The following is a 21,333-nucleotide window of genomic DNA, read 5'->3' on the forward strand; positions in this document are numbered from 1 at the left end:
ACTAGTCATCTGACACGAGTTCAAACTGAACAAACATATCAGAAGCCAGACATATTATGATGCCTGTATAGAGGAGCCAAAGCGGCGAAACAATGACCCTTTAGCAATTTACGAGGTAATTAAAGGTACTTAACTGAATAAAATCGATAAAAAAGCGAACGTTATTTGAAATGATTAAGTGATGCTACGGCATAAAAGGAAAGAGCGGAAACAAGTTGGATTGTTTCCGCTCTTTCGAAGTTTAGAAGGTTTGAGCACCGCTGCCAATGTCGCCTAGTGTTCTAAACGATATATTGAATCCAACGCTATGAGATGCCTTGTCCTCACCCGGATTACGGGTTTGAACGTAAGCCATCGAGTAGGTGAAGCATTCATCGTCATAGGCAAGACCAGAGGATGCGCGAACAAGTGTATCCGACACAAGGTCATAAGTGCCTGAACCGAAGACACGCCAATTAGCATCTAAACGTGCAGTAGCGGCACCCGTAACTTCCTGCCGGAGCTCTGAATAACCATAAGCCGGTTGCGGAGCGATGTAAGCATACTGAGCTGAAACCGACAGCTTCTGCCAGTTTTGCTGTACTTCGAGTTCGCCACGCTTAACGTCTAGGTTATCCTTGTCAAAACGTCCGCGTGCAGCCAGTGCAAGACCGGTCGAATTAGAGGTGCCGATCATTGCAACATAATCGGAGCGTGCATCCTGAAGACCGGAGTCTGCTCCTACATTCAGGAAATCACTTGTGCCATACGAATTCACGCCACCGAGTTGGAATGATTGCCCTGCGAGAGCATACAAGCCCCAGTCGCTATTGCTGAAGTTGCCCGAATAGCGAAGACCGAGATTGGCGCGAGTGCCGCCTTCCACACGGTCATAGCCAGAGAACTTGTCACGCGAGAACAGGTTCGTAGCATCAAATACGAAGCTCTGTGCATCTTCGTTCGGAAGTTCGCCCGCGTAACGTTCGTTGTTGCGCATATAGATCTGCGCAATCGGCTCAAGAATATGTGTTGAGCTGGTGCTTGAGAACAGGATCGGCCAACGCAATTCAAGACCAGCCGTCGCCATTGCGCGCAATGCTTCGGAGCGAACTATGGCGTCGGTGTAACCCGCAACAGCTGGATCAAAGTTCGTATTGGCACTGATAGCATCACCGCGCAGAGCCAAAAGCGGCGTAATTACCAAACCAGATGGCGTGATAAATGTACGCTTCCACTCAGCTTCCGTCGTAAGACGCGCATTTGTGCCGCTGAAACCAGGGATGCGTGGGTAATAGATCGAATTATTACCTGGATTGAGCGTATAATTCGCATTCTGACGATACAGAACCTGCGCATTGGTAGTGATGTTAAGTTCACCACCATAAACAGGATCAGGCACTGTGTAAGAATAGTCGAGACTTGGGAAAACCCAAGGCTGCTTCGAATGCATTTCCACGTCTTTATACGTAGAAGTGAGCGGATAAGATTCCTGCACATTGAAGCGATAGAAGTTGAGGTCGAAGTAATTCCGGTTGTTGATGCCGGTTAAATAGATCTTTGAAACCTGAGTTTGTGCGTTATAGCCCTCAAGATTGTAGGTACGGCTAAAATTGCGATCGGTCTGGGCCATTACATCCCAGCCAAACTTCCAACGCGAATTGATATCGAAGTCGCCTTTGGATGCGACCATGCCGCGGTTATCTTCACCGCGATCTAGCGTATTGGTGCTGAACTCACCCGGCTTCATCTGATGAATGCCAGCAATCTGAAGATTATAGGAGCCGTTTTCGAGACGATGACGCCATTCGGCCTGCGTCAGGAAGCCTTGCTTCGTGTAAGCAGTGGTCGAAAGCGTCAGATCGTAATTCGGTGCTAGAGCCCAGAAATATGAGTTCTTGATGCCGAACCCAAGGTCGTCTTTATAGCTGAAACCTGGGAACAGAAAGCCGCTCTTACGCTTGACTGTCGGGTCGGCCATTTCGAAGGCTGGGAAGTAAGCCAACGGTATGCCGAGCAACTCGAACTTGCCACGTTCAAAACGCACCGTCTTTGTCGCGCTGTTCCAGATAATCTTACGTGCCTTGATCTGCCAAAGCACAGGCTTGTCCGGATCTTTTTCGCAAGCCTGACAGGCCGTGTACACACCGTTATTAAAGGTGGTGATCTCACCGTTGCTGCGCTCAGCGCTTTCGGCTGCAAAGCGGGTGTTGTCGGTGGTCTCAACGCGAAGGCCATTCACAAAGCCGTCGCGGAAACTATCCGTCACATCAAGATGGTCGGAGTAAATCTTGTTGCCATCGCGCTCTACAATTTCAACGTTCCCAGTCGCAGTCATGCGACGGGTCTGCTGATTATAGGTCACTTTATCCGCGACGAGGCGATTGCCGTCATATTCAATGCGAACTTTACCCTGAGCGGTAACGACGTTCACATCGCGATCATAGACAAGCTCATCTGCCTGCAGAAGCATACGCGCATTCGGATCGCTCTGGTAATTTGCTCCCAGAGCATCCTGCGCCTGAACCTGCGAAGGAAGGATTGCGACTGAAATGAAAGGTATAGCAAGGGCGCACACCAAAGCAGTCCCGCGTGCAAGACGCGTGAATGAATGGGGCAATACCATGCGGGCGTTACTCGAACCCACTAACCATCCTCCTTATGCAACAAAAAGGAGACACCAAAAAATGTCGCAATAATTACAGGAACCCATGCTGCAACGAATGGAGGAACGAATCCTGCATTGCCGAATGCCTTCACCAGTACCGAAACGACATAAAGCATGAAGCCGGCGACAACGCCACCCAGAATCATCGCTCCGGACTGACCAAACCGCACAAATTTCAGGGACACTGTTGCAGCAATGAGAGTCATGGCCATCAGCAATGCGGGCAATGCCAGAAGTGACTGGTATTGCATGTCAAATGCGTTTGCTGAATAACCGAAAGAACGCGCAACTTCGATCTTGTGACGCAGCTGCGTGAATGGAATTGTATCAGGGGAGGCGAGCTTTTCTTCCACATATTCCGGACGCAACTGCGTAGGAATATTGACGCTCTCCAGTTTGCGTGGTTCCTCACCACGCGAAAATCTCGTTACGTCCGTTAATTCCCAATGACCATCCATGAGTTTCGCGGTGCGAGCATCATAGCGATCTTTGATTTTCTTCTTATCATCAAACTGAATGAAGGTAGCGTCGGCAAGCGTTGCCCCGCGATCAAGGATGCTCTTGGCGCCGATGATGGTTTCGCCATCGTCGGTCTTCTGGCGAAGCCAAGGATCACGGAGAGCCGAAACGTCGGTTACCTTGCCGCTTTTCCAGGTTGAAGCGATCTCGTCAGCTTTGGAAAAGCCATAGGCCGCAAACGGATTGAGAATGAAGATGGTGGCGAGGCCAAACAGCAATGCGCCGAAACATGCCGGAAGCAGAAACTGCCAAGCCGAAACGCCAACGGAACGTGCGACAACCAACTCATATTTGCGATTAAGCGAGATGAGTGTCGCCATTGCAGAGAAGAGCGCGACGAAGGGAATCATCTGCTGCATGATGAATGGAACGCGCATCGCAGAGATACCTAGCGCAGCCCATACCGTGTAACCAGGCAGGTTAGCGAGTTTGCTGGCGTTCTCGGTAAAATCGAGCAAAAGCGCCAAAGCAAAGATACCGAGCAGAAAATACAACGTAATCTGCACATATCGCATGAAAAAGTAACGACCGAGAGTCCAGCCAATCATGCTCGTCCCCCCGTATCTTTGCGGGATCGCCCAAGTAGACGATCTGAAGTAGCTGTTATATTTCGTTTCAATCGGTCGAAGCTATCAAGTATCCGATCGTTCCACTTGTCTGGGAGCCCGACACGCCGTCCTGTTAACAGAGCAAAGCCGGTGACAAGCATTACACCAATCGGCACAAGATACATCATGACGATATATGTCTCGTCCTTATCAGCCCGGTCGGCCGAGAAATAACCCGCCCAGTAAACCAGAAGTGCCGTGCTGATCGCGGAGAAAGAAGCGGATACGCGCGCTTCACGATGTGAGCGGGAGTCGCCAGCAAAAGCGAGGGCGATCAAAGCAAAAACAACTGGATACAGCCATTCGGTCAAGCGGCGGTGCAGCTCAGCCTTGTAGCGCAGAGGGCGCGTCTGTAAGATCGGGTCGTTCGGATCCGGATTCAGCAAATAAGTAAGCGGCCGATCTTTCGCATAGATCACAAAATCATCGCCAGCTGACGTGAATTGGCTCAGATCGAAGGCATAGGAGTTGAACTTGATAATCGAAACCGTGCCGTCTGAAACATCGCGGCGCTGGACTTCACCATCCTTCATCAGCAGCATGTCACCTGCGGGCGTGCTCGCGATGTTGCCATCAGCTGCATAGTAAATCAGATCAAGCGTTGGATCGCGAGAATCTGCAATAAACAGGCCGCCGATGCTGCCATCACCACGGCGCTCGGCGATCTGGATATAGAGATTGTCCGCAAGTTTGCGGAAGCTACCTTCCTGAACAACCACATTCAGCAAATCAGCGCTGGCATTGGCGATCATAGCACGCATGTTCATGCGCGCATAAGGGTCGACATAGTTAGCGACGAGAAAGGAAACCACAGAGATAATCGCTGCGAGCATGAGTATCGGACGCATTACCGCGCTGCGAGGCGCGCCGGATGCATTGATGACAACGAGCTCGGAATCCTGGTTCATTGTCGAAAGCGTCTGCGTAATCGCAATGATCAACGCAAAAGGCATGACAAGAGGAATTGCGGACGGAATCAGCAGCGAACTGAACTGAATGATTGTCTGAATTGATTGACCGCTTGTGGTGAGAAAGTCGACACGCTGCAGTACCTGCACAGTCCACGTAATGCCCACTGCGGCGCCCAACACCGCAAAGAACATAATCGCCACACGGCGGAGGATGTACAACTCAATCAATTTCATAGGTGGAGTTTACATCCCGGTTCCGTTGAAGGAGCCTGTCCCTAAAGAAACAACGCTCGTAAATGAATATTCAGTCTAACTGCACTTGGCTAAAATTAGCCGAACAAATTTGGTTAACAGATTACTAAAGATTTTCAGCCGAAGCTAGGCTCGCTTCTCTAAAGGGAGAGCGTGGCTGGTTGCAACCTGTTTTTGCTGAACATAGGTGGGTACGGAAACGGAGCTTGGCAAGTTGTCACCGAAGTTAACGCAAAACTGATTTTCATGATGCGGCGGACTTGCCGTTTCGCCATATTCGTCTCACATGAGTAGGGAAAAGTCGCGACACAATCGTGTCATCTCATTGTCTGGTCTTTGTTTGGAGTTGTTATGTCGAAACGTCCTTCCATTTCTTTCAGTGAATTTTCAGCACCGCAAAAAGGCGTAAGCATTGTTCTGGTCGCCAAGGGCGGCGGCTTCGCAGAAGAAGCAGGCCACGCGGCAGGCGGAGCCGAAAAAATCACTCGAATCGCCGAAATTGCAGGCTTTACAGGTGCTTTGGGCAAGACTGCAGAAGCGATTGACACCTCGGAAGGCGGCGTAGACAAGATCGTTCTGGTTGGCGTCGGCGACCCCGGCGAACTTGGTAATGATGATTGGATTAAGATTGGCGGCGCAGCTTTTTCGCGAATCGGTAAGGCCGAACGCGCGACCTTAACGCTGGCTCTGCCTGAAACGACGATTGCGGGTGATGAAGCAGGCGACGTTGCTCTGGGTATGATTCTCCGCTCATACGAGTTCAATCGCTACAAGACCCGCAAGAGCGAAGAAAACGCCGAACCGAAACACGCAGCAAAAATTCATATTCAGACGGCAGATGTTCACAGTGCCAAAAGAGCGCTTGAAGTTGCCGAGGCTGTGGCCGACGGTGTTCTTAAGGCACGCGACCTCGTCAATGAGCCTGCCAATATTCTCGGCCCTGTAGAATTTGCAGAAGAAGCCGAAAAGCTTGAAAAGCTTGGCGTAAAGGTCGAAGTTCTCGGCGAAAAAGAAATGAAGAAGCTCGGTATGGGTTCGCTTCTGGGTGTTTCGCAGGGCTCGGTTCGTCCACCGCGTCTGGTCATCATGGAATGGCAGGGTGCCAAGTCCAAGGAGAAGCCGGTTGCTTTCGTGGGCAAGGGCGTTGTTTTTGATACTGGCGGCATCTCGATCAAGCCTGCTGCTGGTATGGAAGAAATGAAAGGCGACATGGGCGGCGCTGCAGCCGTTACCGGTCTGATGCGCGCTCTTGCTGGTCGCAAGGCGAAGGTCAATGCTATCGGCGTGATCGGTCTTGTGGAGAACATGCCGGATGGCAATGCTCAGCGTCCGGGTGATATTGTTACATCTATGTCTGGCCAGACAATCGAAGTGATCAACACCGATGCAGAAGGCCGCCTCGTGCTGGCAGATGCACTCTACTACACCAATGATCGTTTCAAGCCGCAGTTCATGATCAATCTCGCTACCTTGACAGGCGCGATCATGGTTGCACTCGGCACGCATCATGCTGGTCTGTTCTCGAACGATGACGAGCTTGCTGATCAGCTTTATGAAGCAGGTCAGGCAACTGGTGAAAAGCTGTGGCGTATGCCGCTCGGCAAAGAGTACGACAAGATGATCGATTCCAAGTTTGCCGATATGAAGAACAGCTCAGGCCGCTATGCAGGCTCGATCACCGCGGCGCAGTTCCTCAAGCGTTTCGTGGGCGATACGCCATGGGCGCATCTCGACGTTGCCGGAACAGCTATGGGATCGCCAACAAACGAGTATAGCCAATCGTGGGCTTCGGGTTACGGCGTTCGTCTTCTTGACCGTCTTGTCCGCGATAATTTCGAAAGCTGAATTCGATTCAGGAACAATATGTTGGGGCGAGAAGGTGAATCACTTTCTTCGCTCCCATCAATAATTTAAAGAGAGCGCATGGCTGAAATTCTCTTTTACCACCTGACAGAATCGACACTGGATGAAGCCCTGCCGGGGCTTGTAGAACGCTCCCTCGGGCGCGGTTGGCGTGTGACGATTCAGGCCGTGAGTGATGAAAGACGGGATGCGCTCGACAGTCTGCTTTGGACATTCTCTGACACATCTTTCGTGGCTCATGGCACCGACAAGGAGCCGCACCCTGAACAGCAGCCGGTGCTACTGACAACCTCGGAAGCCAATCCAAACGGAGCAACGGTTCGCTTTCTCGTGGAAGGTGCTGCATTGGAACAAGCGGGCGGCTACGAGCGACTTGTTGTCATGTTTGACGGGCATGATCAGGATCAACTCGAACATGCTCGCGCGCAGTGGAAAGCCTTCAAGACGGAGAACCACGATTTGACCTACTGGCAACAGACACCAGATCGTCGTTGGGAGCGCAAAGCCTGATGCGTGCAATTTTCGTTGCGATGATTATTGCGGGTTTTGGTCTCGCCCTTGGTTATCCCTGGTATGTGCGTCACTTCACTGGTGACGAGATTGGCCGTTGGCCAATTCTGGAAAGTCGTCAGGGTGGCTTCATCACACAAGAAATCAAGCTTGAGGCGAGCGACGCGCCTGTACGTATTTTCCTCGATGCAGTGCCGCTGCCTGGCTATGTGCCTGCCGAGCGCCGCTCGGCCGTAACGCTGGCCGTGAGCCGGAATGGAGTTCCCGTTCTGTCGCAAGGTCTCGATTTCGCTTCGACCAGTAGCTCTATCAACACAGATCGCCCGCAGGATGGCAGCGTGTTGCGCCAGAGTGCAGGCGATATTGATCCGGTTTTATCCGGCACCTATGCTTTCCGCGCCGTGCAGGGCAATACGGATGGCCTGCAACTCTCCAAAGTCGAACTGGTGCTGAGGCGAGGGGCTGAAGAAGCTGATGAGACCTACACCACGATTGGCCTCATCATTGGCGTGCTTGGCGTTTATGCGCTTATGCGGACGCGTATTCGCCGCCCGCAAGTTTAATCAGCCATTGCCTCTTCATATTCGGAAGACATTTCAAGCCATTTGTCTTCCGCATCGGCAAGCGCTGATTTCGCTTCGCTCATCTCTTTATTGATCCGGATCGCTTTCTGTGGTTCCTTTTCATAAAGAGCGGGGTCTTCCAGCTGCGATGTGAAACCGTGAATCTGTTTCTGCAGTTTCTGCATCAAGCTCTCGGTTTCCTTGATCTTTTTGAGCAGGGGGGCCAGTGTTTCGCGCTTCTGGGCGGCAAGTTTACGCTGTTCCGCCTTATTGACCTTCGGACCTTCTTCGCGCTCTGAAGCCTGTTCACCCTTGGCATCGGCGAGAACAATCTGGCGGTATTCGTCCAGATCGCCATCAAATGCTTTTACGCCACCCTCACGCACCAGCCATAGCCGTTCCATGGTCGCTTCGATCAGGTGACGATCATGCGCGATCAGAATAACGGCGCCGTTGAAGGCGTTGAGAGCGTGAACCAGCTCCTCGCGGCTATCAATATCAAGGTGGTTGGTCGGTTCGTCGAGGATCAGCAGGTTTGGGCCATGGAAAGTCGCAAGGCCCATTAGCAGGCGTGCCTTTTCACCACCTGAAAGATCCTTAGCGGGCGTCAACATTTTCTCAGTCGAAAGCCCCATCTGGGCAACGCGTGCACGAACTTTGGCTTCAGGTTCAAGCGGCATCAGCTTGCGCACATGCTCAATCGCGTTGTCTTCCGGTATCAGATCATCCATCTGATGTTGGGCAAAGAACGCAACTTTCAGATTGGGCGAAAGCGTGAGATTACCTTTTTCAGGCTGCAACCGTCCGGCAATCAGCTTGGCAAGCGTCGACTTACCATTACCGTTGGAGCCGAGCAGCGCAATTCGATCATCATTGTCGATGCGCAGCGTGACGTTTCGCAACACAGGGTTACCCGGCATATAGCCGACATCGGCATGGTCAAGCGCGATGATCGGCGAGGCGGCTTTCTTTTCCGCGTCAGGGAAGCGGAACGGCTGCACATTGCTTTCGACGTAAAGGTCTATTGGTTTCAGCTTTTCCAGCGCCTTCATACGCGATTGCGCCTGTCTGGCCTTCGACGCCTTGGCACGGAAGCGTTCCACAAAAGCTTCCATGTGTTTGCGATGTGCTTCCTGTTTCACATGGGCTTTTTGCTGAAGCTCCAGCATTTCATGACGTTGCCGCTCGAACTGATCATAGTTGCCACGCCAGAAGCTGATTTTCTTCTGATCAAGATGCATGATTGATGACGTAGCAGAATTCAGCAGATCGCGATCATGGCTGATGATGATGACGGTATGCGGATAGCGCTTCACATAATCAACAAGCCACAACACGCCTTCAAGATCGAGATAGTTGGTTGGCTCATCGAGCAACAGCAAATCCGGCTCAGCAAAAAGGACGGCCGCGAGTGCCACGCGCATACGCCAGCCGCCCGAGAAAGCGGATGCAGGGCGGCGTTGTGCTTCTGTGTTGAAACCGAGACCGGACAGGATCGCGCCCGCGCGTGATTCCGCCGAATGCGCATTGATATCGGCCAGTCGGGTATGAATTTCGGCAATGCGATGCGGATCGGTCGCTGTTTCAGCTTCTTCGAGAAGTGCTGTTCGTTCCTTATCCGCCTTCATGACGATTTCAATCAGCGCATCTTCCGTGCCGGGAGCTTCCTGAGCCACCTGACCAATGCGTGTGTTCTTCGGCAGAGAAATGCTGCCGGTCTCGGAAGCCATATCACCGGTAATCACGCGGAAAAGCGTGGATTTTCCAGTGCCGTTGCGGCCAACAAAACCTGTCTTCGATCCCGCAGGCAGTGTGACACTGGCGTGGTCGATCAGAAGGCGTCCGGCGATGCGTACAGAGATATCGTCAAGAATAAGCATGGTGAGAAGGCTTTTGCACGGCTTGAGAAATTTCCGCAAGTATCATCTGAACCAATATCAGGCGAAGCGGCGTCCTGCTTCAGTGCGCTGAAACTGAATGAGATCAAGTGACGGCGCATCCGCGCTCAAACGCGTGAGTGCTGAATGAATTTGCCCGCGATGGTGCGTCTGATGATTAAAGAGATGAGCGAGTGCTGGCGCGACGCGCTGGCTGATCGTGCGCACATTGGTTGCCGTCATATAGGTGAAGCGTCCTGCGAGCTGTGCGGCATTCATGCTTTCAACATAGTTGCAGATACGTTCGTCTTCTGCCTTCCTCATATCCCGTAGCTTGATGAAATCGTCGGTTATGATGGCATCAAGCTGGTTGGGGTGATCACCTTCGCCGGTGAAGCGCTTCATCCAGATGCGATCCGTCACCAGAAGATGATTGAAAGTACGATGGATCGAGCCGAAGAAAAGGCCGAGGTCGAGCCTGTAATCCACATCGCTCAGATCGGCCGCTGCGGAATAGAGCAGTTCATTGGCCCAGCGATTATAATAGGCGAACATTTGAAAGTGCTGTTCCATCTTTCCCCCGCATGTGAATCGAATTTACACATCTATGCAGTCAATTTTCTGCCGTCTCAAGATGATAAGAGGCAAGGCTGAGGGGCTACCCCTTGGCAATTGAGGCTATCAACGCTATAGAGCCTCACTTTTCAAATTTTCCATCAAACAAGGTGTCATAATGGCAATCGAACGTACCTTCTCCATGATCAAGCCTGATGCGACCCGCCGCAACCTGACCGGTGCTATCACCGCTAAGCTCGAAGAAGCTGGTCTGCGCGTTGTCGCTTCCAAGCGCGTATGGATGAGCCTGCGTGAAGCTGAAGGCTTCTACGCTGTTCACAAGGAACGCCCTTTCTTTGGCGAACTGACTGAATTCATGTCTTCCGGCCCGACCATCGTTCAGGTTCTCGAAGGCGAAAACGCAATTGCCAAGAACCGTGAAGTCATGGGCGCAACCAACCCTGCAAACGCAGACGCTGGTACGATCCGCAAGGAATTCGCTCTGTCGATCGGCGAAAACTCGGTTCACGGTTCGGACGCTCCTGAAACAGCTGCTGAAGAAATCGCTTACTGGTTCTCGGGCACTGAAATCGTCGGCTAATTGCTGATAGATGAATTGAAAAAGCCCGGTCTCGCGACCGGGCTTTTTTATTTAAGCATTGAGGCGATCAAAGGCTTTGTGCAAGCCTTGCCAACTCGTCACCACCTTCATCGATCAGGACGAGTTTTCCAGAATCCATTTTATATGAACGCGTCTTGCCAAGCACATCGAGGAATTTGCGTTCCTGATTCATCAGCGCAGGCGGGCATTGCATATAGGTGGAACCGATCTCGGCGAATGAAATATTGCTGCCCGAGATCGTCGCCTTGCTCATGAAGCGGTTGCAGCCGCCCGAGCCGCTGACAGTGCCGTTTGAATCAACCAGAAGGGTGGTCTGGGCAGTATCGACTACGCCGCCGCCTTGAATGTCTTCTGCGAGCCAATCCTTGCCTTCAATACCAATGGCAACCGATTCATCCGCGCTTTTACGAACCATCACGACTTTAAGTTCAATTGGTTCCTGAGGGTTTTTCGGGTCAACTGTGTAACGTTCGTCGGTTACAAACCAAAGCGTATCACCTGCAACAATGCGCGCCTGAAGGGCATAGGTGTGTTGCGGCTCGATCTCATCAGTATCGAAATTGATTGCAAAAGGGATTGGCGATCCCTGTGGTGCTTCTATCCGCGTTTCGCCGATGGTCTTGGATGGCGCATCGGCAAGAGATACATCGGTGAGCTGCACAACAAGGTGCGCTTCTGGTGGGAGAGCGATGCGCTCGCGATAAACAACCTTACCGCTGATTGTTTTGTCAGCGGCAATACTGGCAGTCGGCATGGACGTCGTAAAAAACATGGCAGCACCGCCGAGCACACCAATACCCGCAGTGAGCGCTGCCACGATTGAAAGAGTTTTCGTCAGTCCTTTTAGCATCGCCAAATCCGAAACTTCCGTTCCCCGCATTTGTTGTCATGTGCTTTGAGCGGCGCTAACAATCTGTCGATTGGTTCATTGGCTCAAGCTCAATGGCATCAAGATTCATGAGGCAGACAATAAACGCCGCTTCATGTGAAAATTGTGGCAGCGCGGTAACACGCTATCCAAAATACCCTATATTCTAGTGGCTTAAATAGTTAATTCGCCATTAAATAGCGCGAGCGAAATTCTTTCTAATGTAAAAAAGAATTTCATCTGCGACAACTTGTCCAAAAGAAGAAGCGTTCAGTGCTTCTGCCAGCGTTCTCGACTTTGGTCGTCTTCAGCCTTTGATTCGACCCAGCTGCCGGTGCCGCCGTCAATCAAATGCTCGCGTTTCCAGAACGGCGCTCCAGTTTTCATGAAGTCCATCAGGAATGACGCGGCTTCAAAAGCGGCCTGACGATGAGCTGATGCCGTGACGACCAGGACAATGTTTTCGCCAGGTTTAACAAGACCATAGCGATGGATGATAGAAATACCCGATAAAGGCCAGCGACTGATCGCTTCATCGACAATACGACGAATCTCTGCTTCCGCCATGCCGGGATAGTGTTCCAGTTCAAGCGCGGAAAGTTTGCCGCCTTCATCACGACAAAGGCCGGTAAACGTAACGATCGCACCAATATCCTTGCGACCTTCGCCAAGCTTGTGGATTTCTTCAGCAACATCGAAATCCTCGGAGCGCACGCTCACAAAAAGCGGGCATGTCGCTTGCCTGGACATTTCAACCACCCGTCATGGGTGGGAAAAGCGCTACTTCATTGCCGTCTTTGACGAGTTCGTCATGTTCGGCATGTTCCTGATTGATGGCCGCGCGAATGACCGTCTCATGCTCGAAAGCAGCTTCATATTCTTCGCCGAGGTTTTTGAGGTGAGAGATAAGCTCCCCAACACTGATGGTCTGGGAAGGAAGTTCGATAACCTCTTCTCCCTTGCCGATCTTCTCACGCACCCAGGCGAAATAGACGAGATTTACGCGCATAGTTTTAGTCCATGACGTGTTTGAGGCCAGCGCGGAAATAATCCCAACCGGTGTAAAGCGTCAGGATCGCAGAAATCCACAGCAGGCCAATGCCCATTTCAGTCGTATATGGTAGGACTTTGTCCCCGGCAGGGCCAGCAAGAAGGAATGCAAGTGCTACCATCTGTGCAGTGGTCTTCCACTTTGCCAGCTGAGAAACCGGAACGCTAACCTTCAGCTCAGCGAGATACTCGCGCAGGCCAGATACCAGAATTTCACGGCAAAGAATGATGATGGCTGCCCAGAGCGTCCATCCAGCAATTGTTCCATCGGCTGCAAGCAACAGCAGGCAAGCGGAAACAAGAAGTTTGTCAGCAATCGGATCAAGCATACGGCCGATCGTTGATGTCTGCTGCCAGATACGAGCCAAATAGCCATCGAAGAAATCTGTGATGCTGGCGATGGCGAAAATTGCAAGCGCCGTCCAGCGAGACGTGTCACTGGATTGCAGACGTCCCTCCACGAAGAAGCACAAAACGACAAGCGGAACGGCGATAATCCGTCCGTAAGTCAGAATGTTAGGCAAGGAGAGAGTGTGATTTTTCCGCATAGCACCGCCGCATTCGTTATGAGAGCACATCAACAGGGATGAGAAAGAAAATCAACACCTGCGGACGTGTTCTACCGGGACGTAATGACGCCTGTGGAAGATTAGCTGCCCAAACCCGGACAAAATTACGTCAACGGTCGTGAAAATGATCGTGAATGGTCTTCGCCATGGCTTCAGAGATGCCATCAATCTGCATCAGATCTTCAACTGCAGCACGAGATACGGCTTTCGCGGTTCCGAAGTGATGCAAAAGTGCTCGCTTTCTTGAGGGACCGATTCCCGAAATCTCATCCAGCGGATTGGCGACCATTTCCTTCTTGCGACGCGCACGATGCGTGCCGATGGCAAAACGGTGCGCTTCGTCGCGCATACGCTGAACGAAATAAAGAACGGGATCGCGTGGCGGCAGTGTGAAAGGTGGTTTGCCCTCGATAAAGAAACGTTCGCGCCCAGCTTCGCGGTCAACGCCCTTGGCAATGCCAATGGCTGTCACAAGATGGCTTATGCCAAGTTCGCCCAAAATCTGGCGAACGGCTCCAACCTGTCCCTGACCGCCATCGATAAGAATAAGGTCGGGCCAGGCAGGGAAAGCATCGTTGATGGCATCCGGGCTTTCCGCATCCATTACTGGCTCCGGCGCAGCATGTTCTTTAACCAGTCGCGAGAATCGGCGCTCGATCACTTCGCGCATCATGCCAAAGTCATCGCCGGGCGTGATGTCGGTCGATTTAATATTGAACTTGCGATACTGATTCTTGACGAAGCCTTCAGGGCCGGCAACGATCATGCCGCCGACTGCATTCGTACCCATGATATGCGAGTTATCGTAAACTTCGACACGGCGTGGCGCATTGGGCAAACCGAATGCCTCGGCCAGTCCTTTGAGCAGTCTTGCCTGCGAGGATGTTTCTGCCAGACGACGTCCCAGCGCTTCGCGGGCATTGGTCAGGGCGTGGTTGACCAACTCCACCTTTTCGCCGCGTTGTGGAACATTGACCTGAACGCGATGTCCCGCGCGCGATGAAAGCGCTTCAGCGAGAAGCGACTGATCTTCGACTTCTTCTGAAAGGAGAACGAGCTTCGGGCAGGGCTTGTCATCATAAAATTGCGACAGGAAAGCGCCGAGAACTTCCGCTGCTCCTAGCGAGCTGTCGGCTTTCGGAAAATAGGCGCGATTGCCCCAATTCTGACCGGTACGGAAGAAGAAGACCTGAATACAGGTCATGCCACCTTCCTGATGGATTGCGAAAACGTCGGCTTCTTCAACCGTCTGCGGGTTGATGCCCTGATGCGATTGCACATGCGAAAGTGCGGCAAGACGATCACGATAGACCGCCGCGTGTTCAAAATCGAGATCGGCGGACGCCGCCTGCATGGCCGCTGCCAGATGATCCTTCACCCTCTGGCTCTTGCCGGAAAGGAAGGCCTTGGCCTCACTGACAAGCTCTGCATAATCCTCGTCGCTGACCTCATGCGTACAAGGGCCGGAACAGCGCTTGATTTGATAAAGCAGGCAGGGACGGGTGCGCGTTTCAAAAACTGAATCCGTGCAGGTGCGCAGCAGGAACGCGCGCTGAAGCGCATTGATCGTGCGACCAACGGCACCCGCAGAAGCAAAAGGGCCGAAATACTCGCCTTTGCGCGAGCGTGCACCACGATGCTTGAAAATGCCGGGCGCGCGATGTCCGCCACTCAGCAGAATATAAGGAAACGATTTGTCGTCACGAAGCAGAACGTTAAAGCGTGGGCGCAAGCGTTTGATAAGATTCGCTTCCAGCAGCAGCGCTTCGGTCTCTGTACGCGTAACAACGAATTCCATCGTCGCCGTTTCGCCGATCATACGCGTGATACGGTTGGAATGTCCGATGCCGCGCGCATAGTTAGAGACGCGTTTCTTGAGGCTGCGGGCTTTGCCGACATAAAGCACGTCACCATCGCTATTGAACATGCGATAGACGCCGGGATTATTTGGCAAACGCTTGACGAAAGCATTGATAATGTCTGCGCCGCTCAAGCCTTTTGTATCTGGAAGACCATCTGACGAATCCCACTGAATGGAATCGGCCGCCGAGGCAACAGCAGGCGTTTCCTCGATTGCATCATCGTCGTCATCGTTCTCTGCATCGCCCATGATAATGCCCGCCACATCCTGCTCATCATCCGATGGCAGGCGTGAAATAGGATCATCATTGGGTTTGCGTGGTCCAGTCATTCTTTAATTCCTGCTATATCCGGCGTTTCCCATGCCAGATGCTGACCGCCATCAAGCGCAATCATCTGGCCAGTTACGGAACGGCTTTCCCAGAAATAGCGAATAGTGCGTCCAAATTCGGACAAATCAGGTGCGCGCTTCAATGGCAGATGGCTCACCTGTAACTCAAAGTCACTGATATCCTGACGCTCGCTGGGCAGCGTGGGGCCGGGAGCAATGGCATTGACACGAATACGTGGTGCAAGTGCCTGCGCAAGCGTACGCGTCGCATTCCAGAGCGCCGTCTTCGACAACGTATATGAAAAGAAGTGCGGGTTCAGCTTCCAGACACGCTGGTCGATGACATTCACAATGAGGCCGTCTTTACCTTCCGGCAGAGCCTTGGCCAATTCTTCAGCAAGGATCACCGGTGTTTTCAGATGAATCGCAAAATGGCGATCCCAAAGCTGCATATCAAGATTGCCGATGCGATCGTCTTCAAACAATGAAGCATTGTTGACCAGCAAACGAATCGGTCCCAATTGCGCTTCTGCCTGTTGCAGCAAGCCACGAACATCATTTTCATTCGCCAGATCAGCCTGCACAACACCGGCTTTTCCGCCGTTAGCCACGATTTTAGCCGCCAGTGCCTGACCTTCCGTAACTGAGCGGTTACAATGGATAGCTACCGGAAAGCCATGTGCTGCCAGATCTTCGACAATGGCTTTTCCTATGCGTCTTGCGCCTCCCGTCACCAGAACAGGGCAATTTGCAAGCAGGTTGGTTTCCGGATTTTCCAACAGGGTAAACACTTTCTTATCGTGATTCATCGCTTCGATTCATGCCATTTTGCCGGAAAAAATACAGCTAAAAATAGGGGGGATGCCGATTACTGCTGACAAAAACCTAGCAAATTCAGTAGTTTCGATTTGACCCAACTTTTTCTGTCCCAAAATAGTGGTTCTCTATTTTCCTATATAAGCGCCTGAAACGAGCGTTGCGAGAATGCAACATCGCAATTTTGCCACCTTCTCGTCAGGTTCTCTCCACAGAAGGGGGCAGATCGTGCCGCAATTACCGACGATATGTCAGTCCTGTCAGCGCGGCATGAGCGGTTCACTCCCGAAATTGCTGCTCACCCGATAAGGGACCGCGCTAAAGGTAATTTAGTCAAGGAGAATGCTATGCGCACTCTTAAGTCTCTCGTAATCGCCTCGGCTGCGCTGCTGCCGTTCTCTGCAACTGCTTTCGCTGCTGACGCCATCATGGAACAGCCTCCTGTTCCAGCTCCTGTTGAGATGGCTCCACAGTACAGCTGGGCTGGTGGTTACACCGGTCTGTACCTCGGCTACGGCTGGAACAAGGTAAAGACCAACACCGACGGCGCAATCAAGCCTGACGATCTGAAGGCTGGCGCATATGCTGGCTGGAACTTCCAGCAGGACCAGTTCGTATACGGTGTTGAAGGTGACGCAGGTTACTCTTGGGCCAAGAAGTCCAAGAATGGTCTTGAAGCCAAGCAGGGCTTCGAAGGCTCGCTCCGTGGCCGTCTTGGTTACGACCTGAACCCAGTTATGCCTTACATCACTGCTGGTGTTGCTGGCTCGCAGGTTAAGCTCGACAACGGCGTTGAAGACGAAAGCAAGTTCCGCGTTGGTTGGACTGCTGGTGCCGGTCTCGAAGCTAAGCTGACCGACAACATCCTTGGTCGCGTTGAATACCGCTACACCCAGTTCGGTAACAAGACCTACGACCTCGGAACCGAATCGGTTCGCAACAAGCTCGACACCCACGACATCCGCGTCGGCGTTGGCTACAAGTTCTAATTACTACGTAATTGAACGAAAAAACCGGGTAGGAAACTACCCGGTTTTTTTTATTGCCTGATTTTCTATGGCATTCAGCGAACGAGAGTGAACGATCGTACGCGAAACGCGCTACAGCATAATTCCCTAAAACTGAATCAGTTTAAGGTAAAATTGTGCTGTAAACATAAAGTGTTAGAGCGATCTTTGTTGGCCCAGTAGGGTGCGCGGCGCTTTAAGCGTCTGGCAGAAGTTTTGAAAGCTCTGGATGCAGCTCTTCAAATCGCTTCATCCAGCGCTTGAGCTTCGGACGACCGCGCTCCCATTTGCCTTCAAAGCGCAGCCCCAGATAACCAAGGGTGGCAGCCACCGCCAGATGACCGCCATGCAGCTTGCCAGCAAGGCGCGGTGGAGCTTCATTTAGAAGATCGAGTGCACGTTCGGCCTTACGCCATTGCAGATCCAGCCATGGCTGATGCACTTTTTCTTCCGGGCGCATACGACGCTCGTAAACATGGGCGAGCAGAACGTCAGCCAAACCGTCTGCAATCGCTTCAAAACGCTCAGCATCCGTACGCTTTTCGGCATTGCGCGGAAAAAGCTTGTTCCCCGATACGCGGTTCAAATATTGCATGATCGCTCGGCTATCGAAGACGGGCTTGCCATCATCTGTAAGCAAGGTCGGGATTTTACCCAATGGATTGGCGCTGACGAGGTTATCCGGTTCTGCCGAGGTGGTAACGACCACGCTTTCAAACGGGATGCCTGCATGGGCTGCGGCCATACGCACCTTGGCGCTATACGGCGAGGCGGGCGAATAAAGGATCTGAGTCATCACGATTCCTGAGGTTTAGGACTATCTTGTCGCGGGCATCATAACGGATCGGCTGCGACATGCATTGGCGTTGACCTGTTCGCAGGCACGAAACTTCAGGTCTTTCGTCATGCAGATGCGAACTTCCTGAAGGTAATTCCTATTGCAGGCGACCGATATTCCGTCCGGCTTCATTCCCGGATTGGCGGTTACAAACGCTTTTTCAACAAGCATCGGATCAACACGACGGTTTCCAGCCATGCTCCGAAGGCTCGGAGGGATGTTCACATGCTGATAGGCTTGACGGACGGTTGCGAAATACTCGTTCTGAGGAAGGCCGGAGCAGCTTCCATGCTTGCGCCATTGATGCGCGACCAGCCCTGTGGACGGCATGATGTCCGAAACGCTTGAAACGATTTGTCGGGGAACAAAACTGCCACGGCTGCGAGCATTGTCGAACTGACAATTGGCTGGATAGCCCCATTCGTTTTGTGGCCAAAGCCCATGAACGACAAACCCGAAAGGGCGATTGGTCCCGCATTGCTGCCTGTTTGCTCTCGGACCTTCCGAAGCGCAATAGCTTGGCGACCATGAAAGAGACAGCACATAGAAATCAAATTCACCGGGGCTGCTGTTGCCCCGGTCTTGCGCCACTACGGGTAGCGCTGCAAAGGAAGTGGCAAGAAGGGCGGCTGAGATCGCCGCCAGTTTGCGCAGCATTGCCTATCCTATCAACGTAGGACGCGGCATTTTGCGTCGTACACGGCCCAGCGATCAAAGCCATCTACGCAGAACTCGACATTCTTGCCGACGCCTGCAAAGCCTTGACCTTCTTCAACCATGTACCAGACCGAACGATTCTGGCCATCGCTGAGAACAGCCGTTGCCTTGCAATAGGTGCGCTCGATCTGGGCTGGATTGTTCTTTGGCTCATAGCGCGTCAGGCGAACATCGCTCATTGCAGAAATGCCAACCTGTGGAAGGTTTGGTACGTTGCGAACCTGATAGCCGAAATCAGAAACGACGCTGCGCAGAATGCTCTGCTGACTGCAAAGACCGGCATCACCAACGGCTGTCGGTGCAGATGTCAGATAATCTGCAGCATTTGCGGGCAGGGAAGCGAACGTCAGGGGAAGAACCGATGCAGCCAGAAGTGCTGCACGAGAAAACTGTCCGATGCGATCCAACTTGCGTTGCATATCTCTATCCTGTCTCACAATTCGAGCGTGATGCTCGTTTTATTAAATTGGCGAGTTGCAGTTTCTTTCAGCAACGGGCAGCGGTCAAGTGCGATCCGTCTCGCTGCGTATCCATTGAATGCTGAAATTGCTCCCCTTTTCTTCACTAAGCAACTTGGTAAGGCAGGGAAGCAGGGTTTGCATCTCACTTTCCAGTGTATAGGGCGGATTGACGACAATCATTCCAGTGCCATCAAGCCTTGGCTCAAGCGATGGTGCGCGAATCGCAAGTTCAATGCGCATGATCTTCGGAATTTCGGTTTCACGCAGACGCTTTGAAAACCGTTCTGTCTCTTTACGATCCTTGACCGGATACCAGAGCGCATAAGTACCGCCGGGAAAACGCTTGTAAGCCTTAACCAGCCCGTCAACGAGGCGATCAAATTCGCCTTCTATTTCAAACGGCGGATCAACCAGCACCAGACCGCGTTTCTCCTTAGGTGGCATATGTGCGCCGAGCGAAAGCCAGCCATCAAGCTCAATGACGCGCGCCTGATAATCGCCGTCAAACAGCTTCGCCAGCTTTTTGGCATCCTGCGGATGAAGTTCCAGTGCCGACAAGCGATCCTGTTTGCGCAAAAGATAACGGGTCAGAAGCGGCGAGCCGGGGTAATGCCGCAGCTCCTTACCATCGTTCACCGCGCGCACCACATCGAGATAAGGCTGCAACAATTCAATGGCGGCTTCCGGGATTTCGCCTTTTTCGACTGCATCGAAAACACGGCTGATCCCGCCCGTCCATTCGCTGGTTTTGCCAGCTTCGGTGCCTCGCAGATCGTAAAGGCCGATACCTGCATGGGTATCGATCACGCGAAAGGCTTGATCCTTACGCTTGAGATATTCAACAATGCGGGAAAGGATGACGTGCTTGACGACATCGGCAAAATTCCCGGCGTGATAGGCGTGACGATAATTCATGTTCGCGCTTGTTTCATGCCTCGTCGCTTTCGGCAATATCCCTGCTTCACCAAATGTGACATATAACTGTCATCATCTGCTCTCATCCGAGTCGAGTCTTCCATGTCTGGTAGCGTACTGCTGATTGTCCTTTGTGGCGCGTTTTTCCACGCAAGCTGGAATGCTATCGTCAAAGGAGGCAGTGACAAATTTTTCGCAGCCGCCTGCATTACCGGTGCGGCTGGTCTGATTTCACTGTTTTTCCTGCCTTTTTTGCCATTGCCGCATCCATCGAGCTGGATTTTCATAGGCCTCTCGACCATCACGCAGATATTCTACATGTCTTTGGTCGCAGCTGCCTATAAATCGGGCGACATGAGTGAAGCATATCCGATCATGCGAGGCACGCCACCTTTGCTGGTGGCACTTGTCAGCGCACCTTTGATTGGTGAAGCCATTGGCTGGGGCGGTTGGGTAGGCATTATACTGATCTGTAGCGGCGTTCTTGCAATGGCGCTCGAAGCGCGGCGTCGTAACGGCGGCACATCGAGCAAAACCGCTTTGCTTGCGCTTGCCAATGCAGGTTTCATTGCAACTTATACCATCATTGATGGCGTCGGCGTACGGGCATCGGGTAACACGCTGTCCTATACGCTGTGGCTGTTTCTGATAAACGCTTTTCCGCTCGGGTGCTGGGCGCTTTATCGTGAGCCGGATCGTTTTCTCAATTATGTTCGTAACCGATGGCGCCCGTCGCTGATTGGCGGCATTGGCACTTTGGCCTCTTACGGCCTGGCGCTGTGGGCAATGACAATGGCTCCAATCGCCGTCGTCGCAGCTTTGAGAGAGACGGCAATCCTGTTTGGTGTTCTCATTTCAGCACTTATTCTCAAAGAGAAAGTGGGCCTGCCACGTTTTCTGGCTGCGGGCTTCATTGTGCTCGGCGCCATTACCTTGAGACTTTCGTGAAAATCTATTTCGTCGCAGGTGGTTCAACA

General features: G+C 52.4%; 21 protein-coding genes. 6 read left to right on the plus strand and 15 right to left on the minus strand.

Going from position 1 to position 21,333, the window contains the following annotated elements; all coding sequences use genetic code 11:
- Positions 1-241: 241 nt before the first annotated feature.
- Genes CEV34_RS11940 through lptF form a run of 3 tightly spaced genes read right to left on the minus strand, consistent with a single transcriptional unit; the run spans position 242 to position 4,916 of the window.
- Positions 242-2,602, minus strand: coding sequence for an LPS-assembly protein LptD (locus CEV34_RS11940; RefSeq protein ID WP_007874326.1), 2,361 nt, complete (start codon positions 2,600-2,602; stop codon positions 242-244).
- Positions 2,603-2,622: 20 nt separating this feature from the next.
- Complete coding sequence (lptG, locus tag CEV34_RS11945; RefSeq protein WP_007874329.1) at positions 2,623-3,711, minus strand: LPS export ABC transporter permease LptG; 1,089 nt, start codon at positions 3,709-3,711, stop codon at positions 2,623-2,625.
- Entirely contained in the window at positions 3,708-4,916 is a 1,209-nt protein-coding gene (gene lptF, locus CEV34_RS11950; protein WP_007874331.1) for an LPS export ABC transporter permease LptF, read from the minus strand. The genes lptG and lptF overlap by 4 nt, the downstream gene beginning before the upstream one ends.
- Before the next feature lie 369 nt (positions 4,917-5,285).
- On the opposite strand from lptF, the gene CEV34_RS11955 reads away from it, so the two are divergent.
- From CEV34_RS11955 to bspB, 3 genes are all read left to right on the plus strand, one after another.
- Positions 5,286-6,779 (plus strand): leucyl aminopeptidase, encoded by a 1,494-nt coding sequence (locus CEV34_RS11955; RefSeq protein WP_007874333.1) that lies wholly within the window; start codon positions 5,286-5,288, stop codon positions 6,777-6,779.
- Positions 6,780-6,857: 78 nt separating this feature from the next.
- The gene (locus CEV34_RS11960; protein ID WP_007874334.1) at positions 6,858-7,307 is read left to right on the plus strand and encodes a DNA polymerase III subunit chi; all 450 of its coding nucleotides are present in this window, start codon (positions 6,858-6,860) and stop codon (positions 7,305-7,307) included.
- Positions 7,307-7,870 (plus strand): type IV secretion system effector BspB, encoded by a 564-nt coding sequence (gene bspB / locus CEV34_RS11965; RefSeq protein ID WP_079211711.1) that lies wholly within the window; start codon positions 7,307-7,309, stop codon positions 7,868-7,870. Before CEV34_RS11960 ends, bspB begins: the two co-directional genes overlap by 1 nt.
- Here the strand turns inward: bspB and CEV34_RS11970 are convergent.
- Complete coding sequence (locus tag CEV34_RS11970) at positions 7,867-9,750, minus strand: ABC-F family ATP-binding cassette domain-containing protein (RefSeq protein WP_007874338.1); 1,884 nt, start codon at positions 9,748-9,750, stop codon at positions 7,867-7,869. The genes bspB and CEV34_RS11970 overlap by 4 nt on opposite strands.
- Before the next feature lie 57 nt (positions 9,751-9,807).
- The gene (locus CEV34_RS11975; protein ID WP_007874340.1) at positions 9,808-10,320 is read right to left on the minus strand and encodes a DinB family protein; all 513 of its coding nucleotides are present in this window, start codon (positions 10,318-10,320) and stop codon (positions 9,808-9,810) included.
- 160 nt (positions 10,321-10,480) lie between these two features.
- On the opposite strand from CEV34_RS11975, the gene ndk reads away from it, so the two are divergent.
- Positions 10,481-10,903, plus strand: coding sequence for a nucleoside-diphosphate kinase (gene ndk / locus CEV34_RS11980; RefSeq protein ID WP_007874342.1), 423 nt, complete (start codon positions 10,481-10,483; stop codon positions 10,901-10,903).
- Positions 10,904-10,970: 67 nt separating this feature from the next.
- On the opposite strand, the gene CEV34_RS11985 is transcribed toward ndk, so the two are convergent.
- The 6 genes from CEV34_RS11985 to CEV34_RS12010 all read right to left on the minus strand — a co-directional run bounded on the left by CEV34_RS11985 (position 10,971) and on the right by CEV34_RS12010 (position 16,411).
- A complete protein-coding gene (locus tag CEV34_RS11985; protein WP_007874349.1) occupies positions 10,971-11,774 on the minus strand; it encodes a YbaY family lipoprotein in 804 nt (267 codons plus the stop codon).
- Positions 11,775-12,062: 288 nt separating this feature from the next.
- Positions 12,063-12,542, minus strand: coding sequence for a molybdenum cofactor biosynthesis protein MoaE (locus CEV34_RS11990; protein ID WP_007874350.1), 480 nt, complete (start codon positions 12,540-12,542; stop codon positions 12,063-12,065).
- A 1-nt stretch (position 12,543) separates the two neighbouring features.
- Positions 12,544-12,801: a molybdopterin converting factor subunit 1 gene (gene moaD, locus CEV34_RS11995; protein ID WP_007874351.1), complete on the minus strand. Its 258-nt coding sequence runs from the start codon at positions 12,799-12,801 to the stop codon at positions 12,544-12,546.
- A gap of 4 nt (positions 12,802-12,805) precedes the next feature.
- Complete coding sequence (pgsA, locus tag CEV34_RS12000; RefSeq protein ID WP_007874352.1) at positions 12,806-13,390, minus strand: CDP-diacylglycerol--glycerol-3-phosphate 3-phosphatidyltransferase; 585 nt, start codon at positions 13,388-13,390, stop codon at positions 12,806-12,808.
- 130 nt (positions 13,391-13,520) lie between these two features.
- Complete coding sequence (gene uvrC, locus CEV34_RS12005) at positions 13,521-15,602, minus strand: excinuclease ABC subunit UvrC (RefSeq protein ID WP_007874353.1); 2,082 nt, start codon at positions 15,600-15,602, stop codon at positions 13,521-13,523.
- Positions 15,599-16,411, minus strand: coding sequence for an SDR family oxidoreductase (locus tag CEV34_RS12010; RefSeq protein WP_007874354.1), 813 nt, complete (start codon positions 16,409-16,411; stop codon positions 15,599-15,601). Before CEV34_RS12010 ends, uvrC begins: the two co-directional genes overlap by 4 nt.
- Before the next feature lie 354 nt (positions 16,412-16,765).
- Here CEV34_RS12010 and omp25 point away from each other — a divergent pair, with 354 nt between their 5' ends.
- Positions 16,766-17,407: an outer membrane protein Omp25 gene (gene omp25, locus CEV34_RS12015; RefSeq protein ID WP_007874355.1), complete on the plus strand. Its 642-nt coding sequence runs from the start codon at positions 16,766-16,768 to the stop codon at positions 17,405-17,407.
- Positions 17,408-17,621: 214 nt separating this feature from the next.
- Here omp25 and CEV34_RS12020 read toward each other — a convergent pair whose 3' ends face one another.
- The 4 genes from CEV34_RS12020 to CEV34_RS12035 form a co-directional block, all read right to left on the minus strand.
- Complete coding sequence (locus CEV34_RS12020; RefSeq protein WP_007874358.1) at positions 17,622-18,221, minus strand: glutathione S-transferase; 600 nt, start codon at positions 18,219-18,221, stop codon at positions 17,622-17,624.
- Between the two features lie 21 nt (positions 18,222-18,242).
- Positions 18,243-18,920 carry a ribonuclease T2 family protein gene (locus tag CEV34_RS12025; RefSeq protein WP_007874360.1) on the minus strand — a complete coding sequence of 226 codons (678 nt, stop codon included), beginning with the start codon at positions 18,918-18,920 and terminating at the stop codon, positions 18,243-18,245.
- Between the two features lie 11 nt (positions 18,921-18,931).
- Positions 18,932-19,399, minus strand: coding sequence for a hypothetical protein (locus CEV34_RS12030; protein ID WP_007874362.1), 468 nt, complete (start codon positions 19,397-19,399; stop codon positions 18,932-18,934).
- 84 nt (positions 19,400-19,483) lie between these two features.
- Complete coding sequence (locus CEV34_RS12035) at positions 19,484-20,356, minus strand: 23S rRNA (adenine(2030)-N(6))-methyltransferase RlmJ (RefSeq protein ID WP_007874364.1); 873 nt, start codon at positions 20,354-20,356, stop codon at positions 19,484-19,486.
- A 102-nt stretch (positions 20,357-20,458) separates the two neighbouring features.
- Between CEV34_RS12035 and CEV34_RS12040 the strand changes: the two genes are divergently transcribed.
- Entirely contained in the window at positions 20,459-21,304 is an 846-nt protein-coding gene (locus CEV34_RS12040; protein ID WP_007874366.1) for a DMT family transporter, read from the plus strand.
- The last annotated feature ends 29 nt before the right edge of the window (positions 21,305-21,333 follow it).

This window comes from Brucella pseudogrignonensis (assembly GCF_002252525.1).
GTDB classification, from domain to species: domain Bacteria; phylum Pseudomonadota; class Alphaproteobacteria; order Rhizobiales; family Rhizobiaceae; genus Brucella; species Brucella pseudogrignonensis.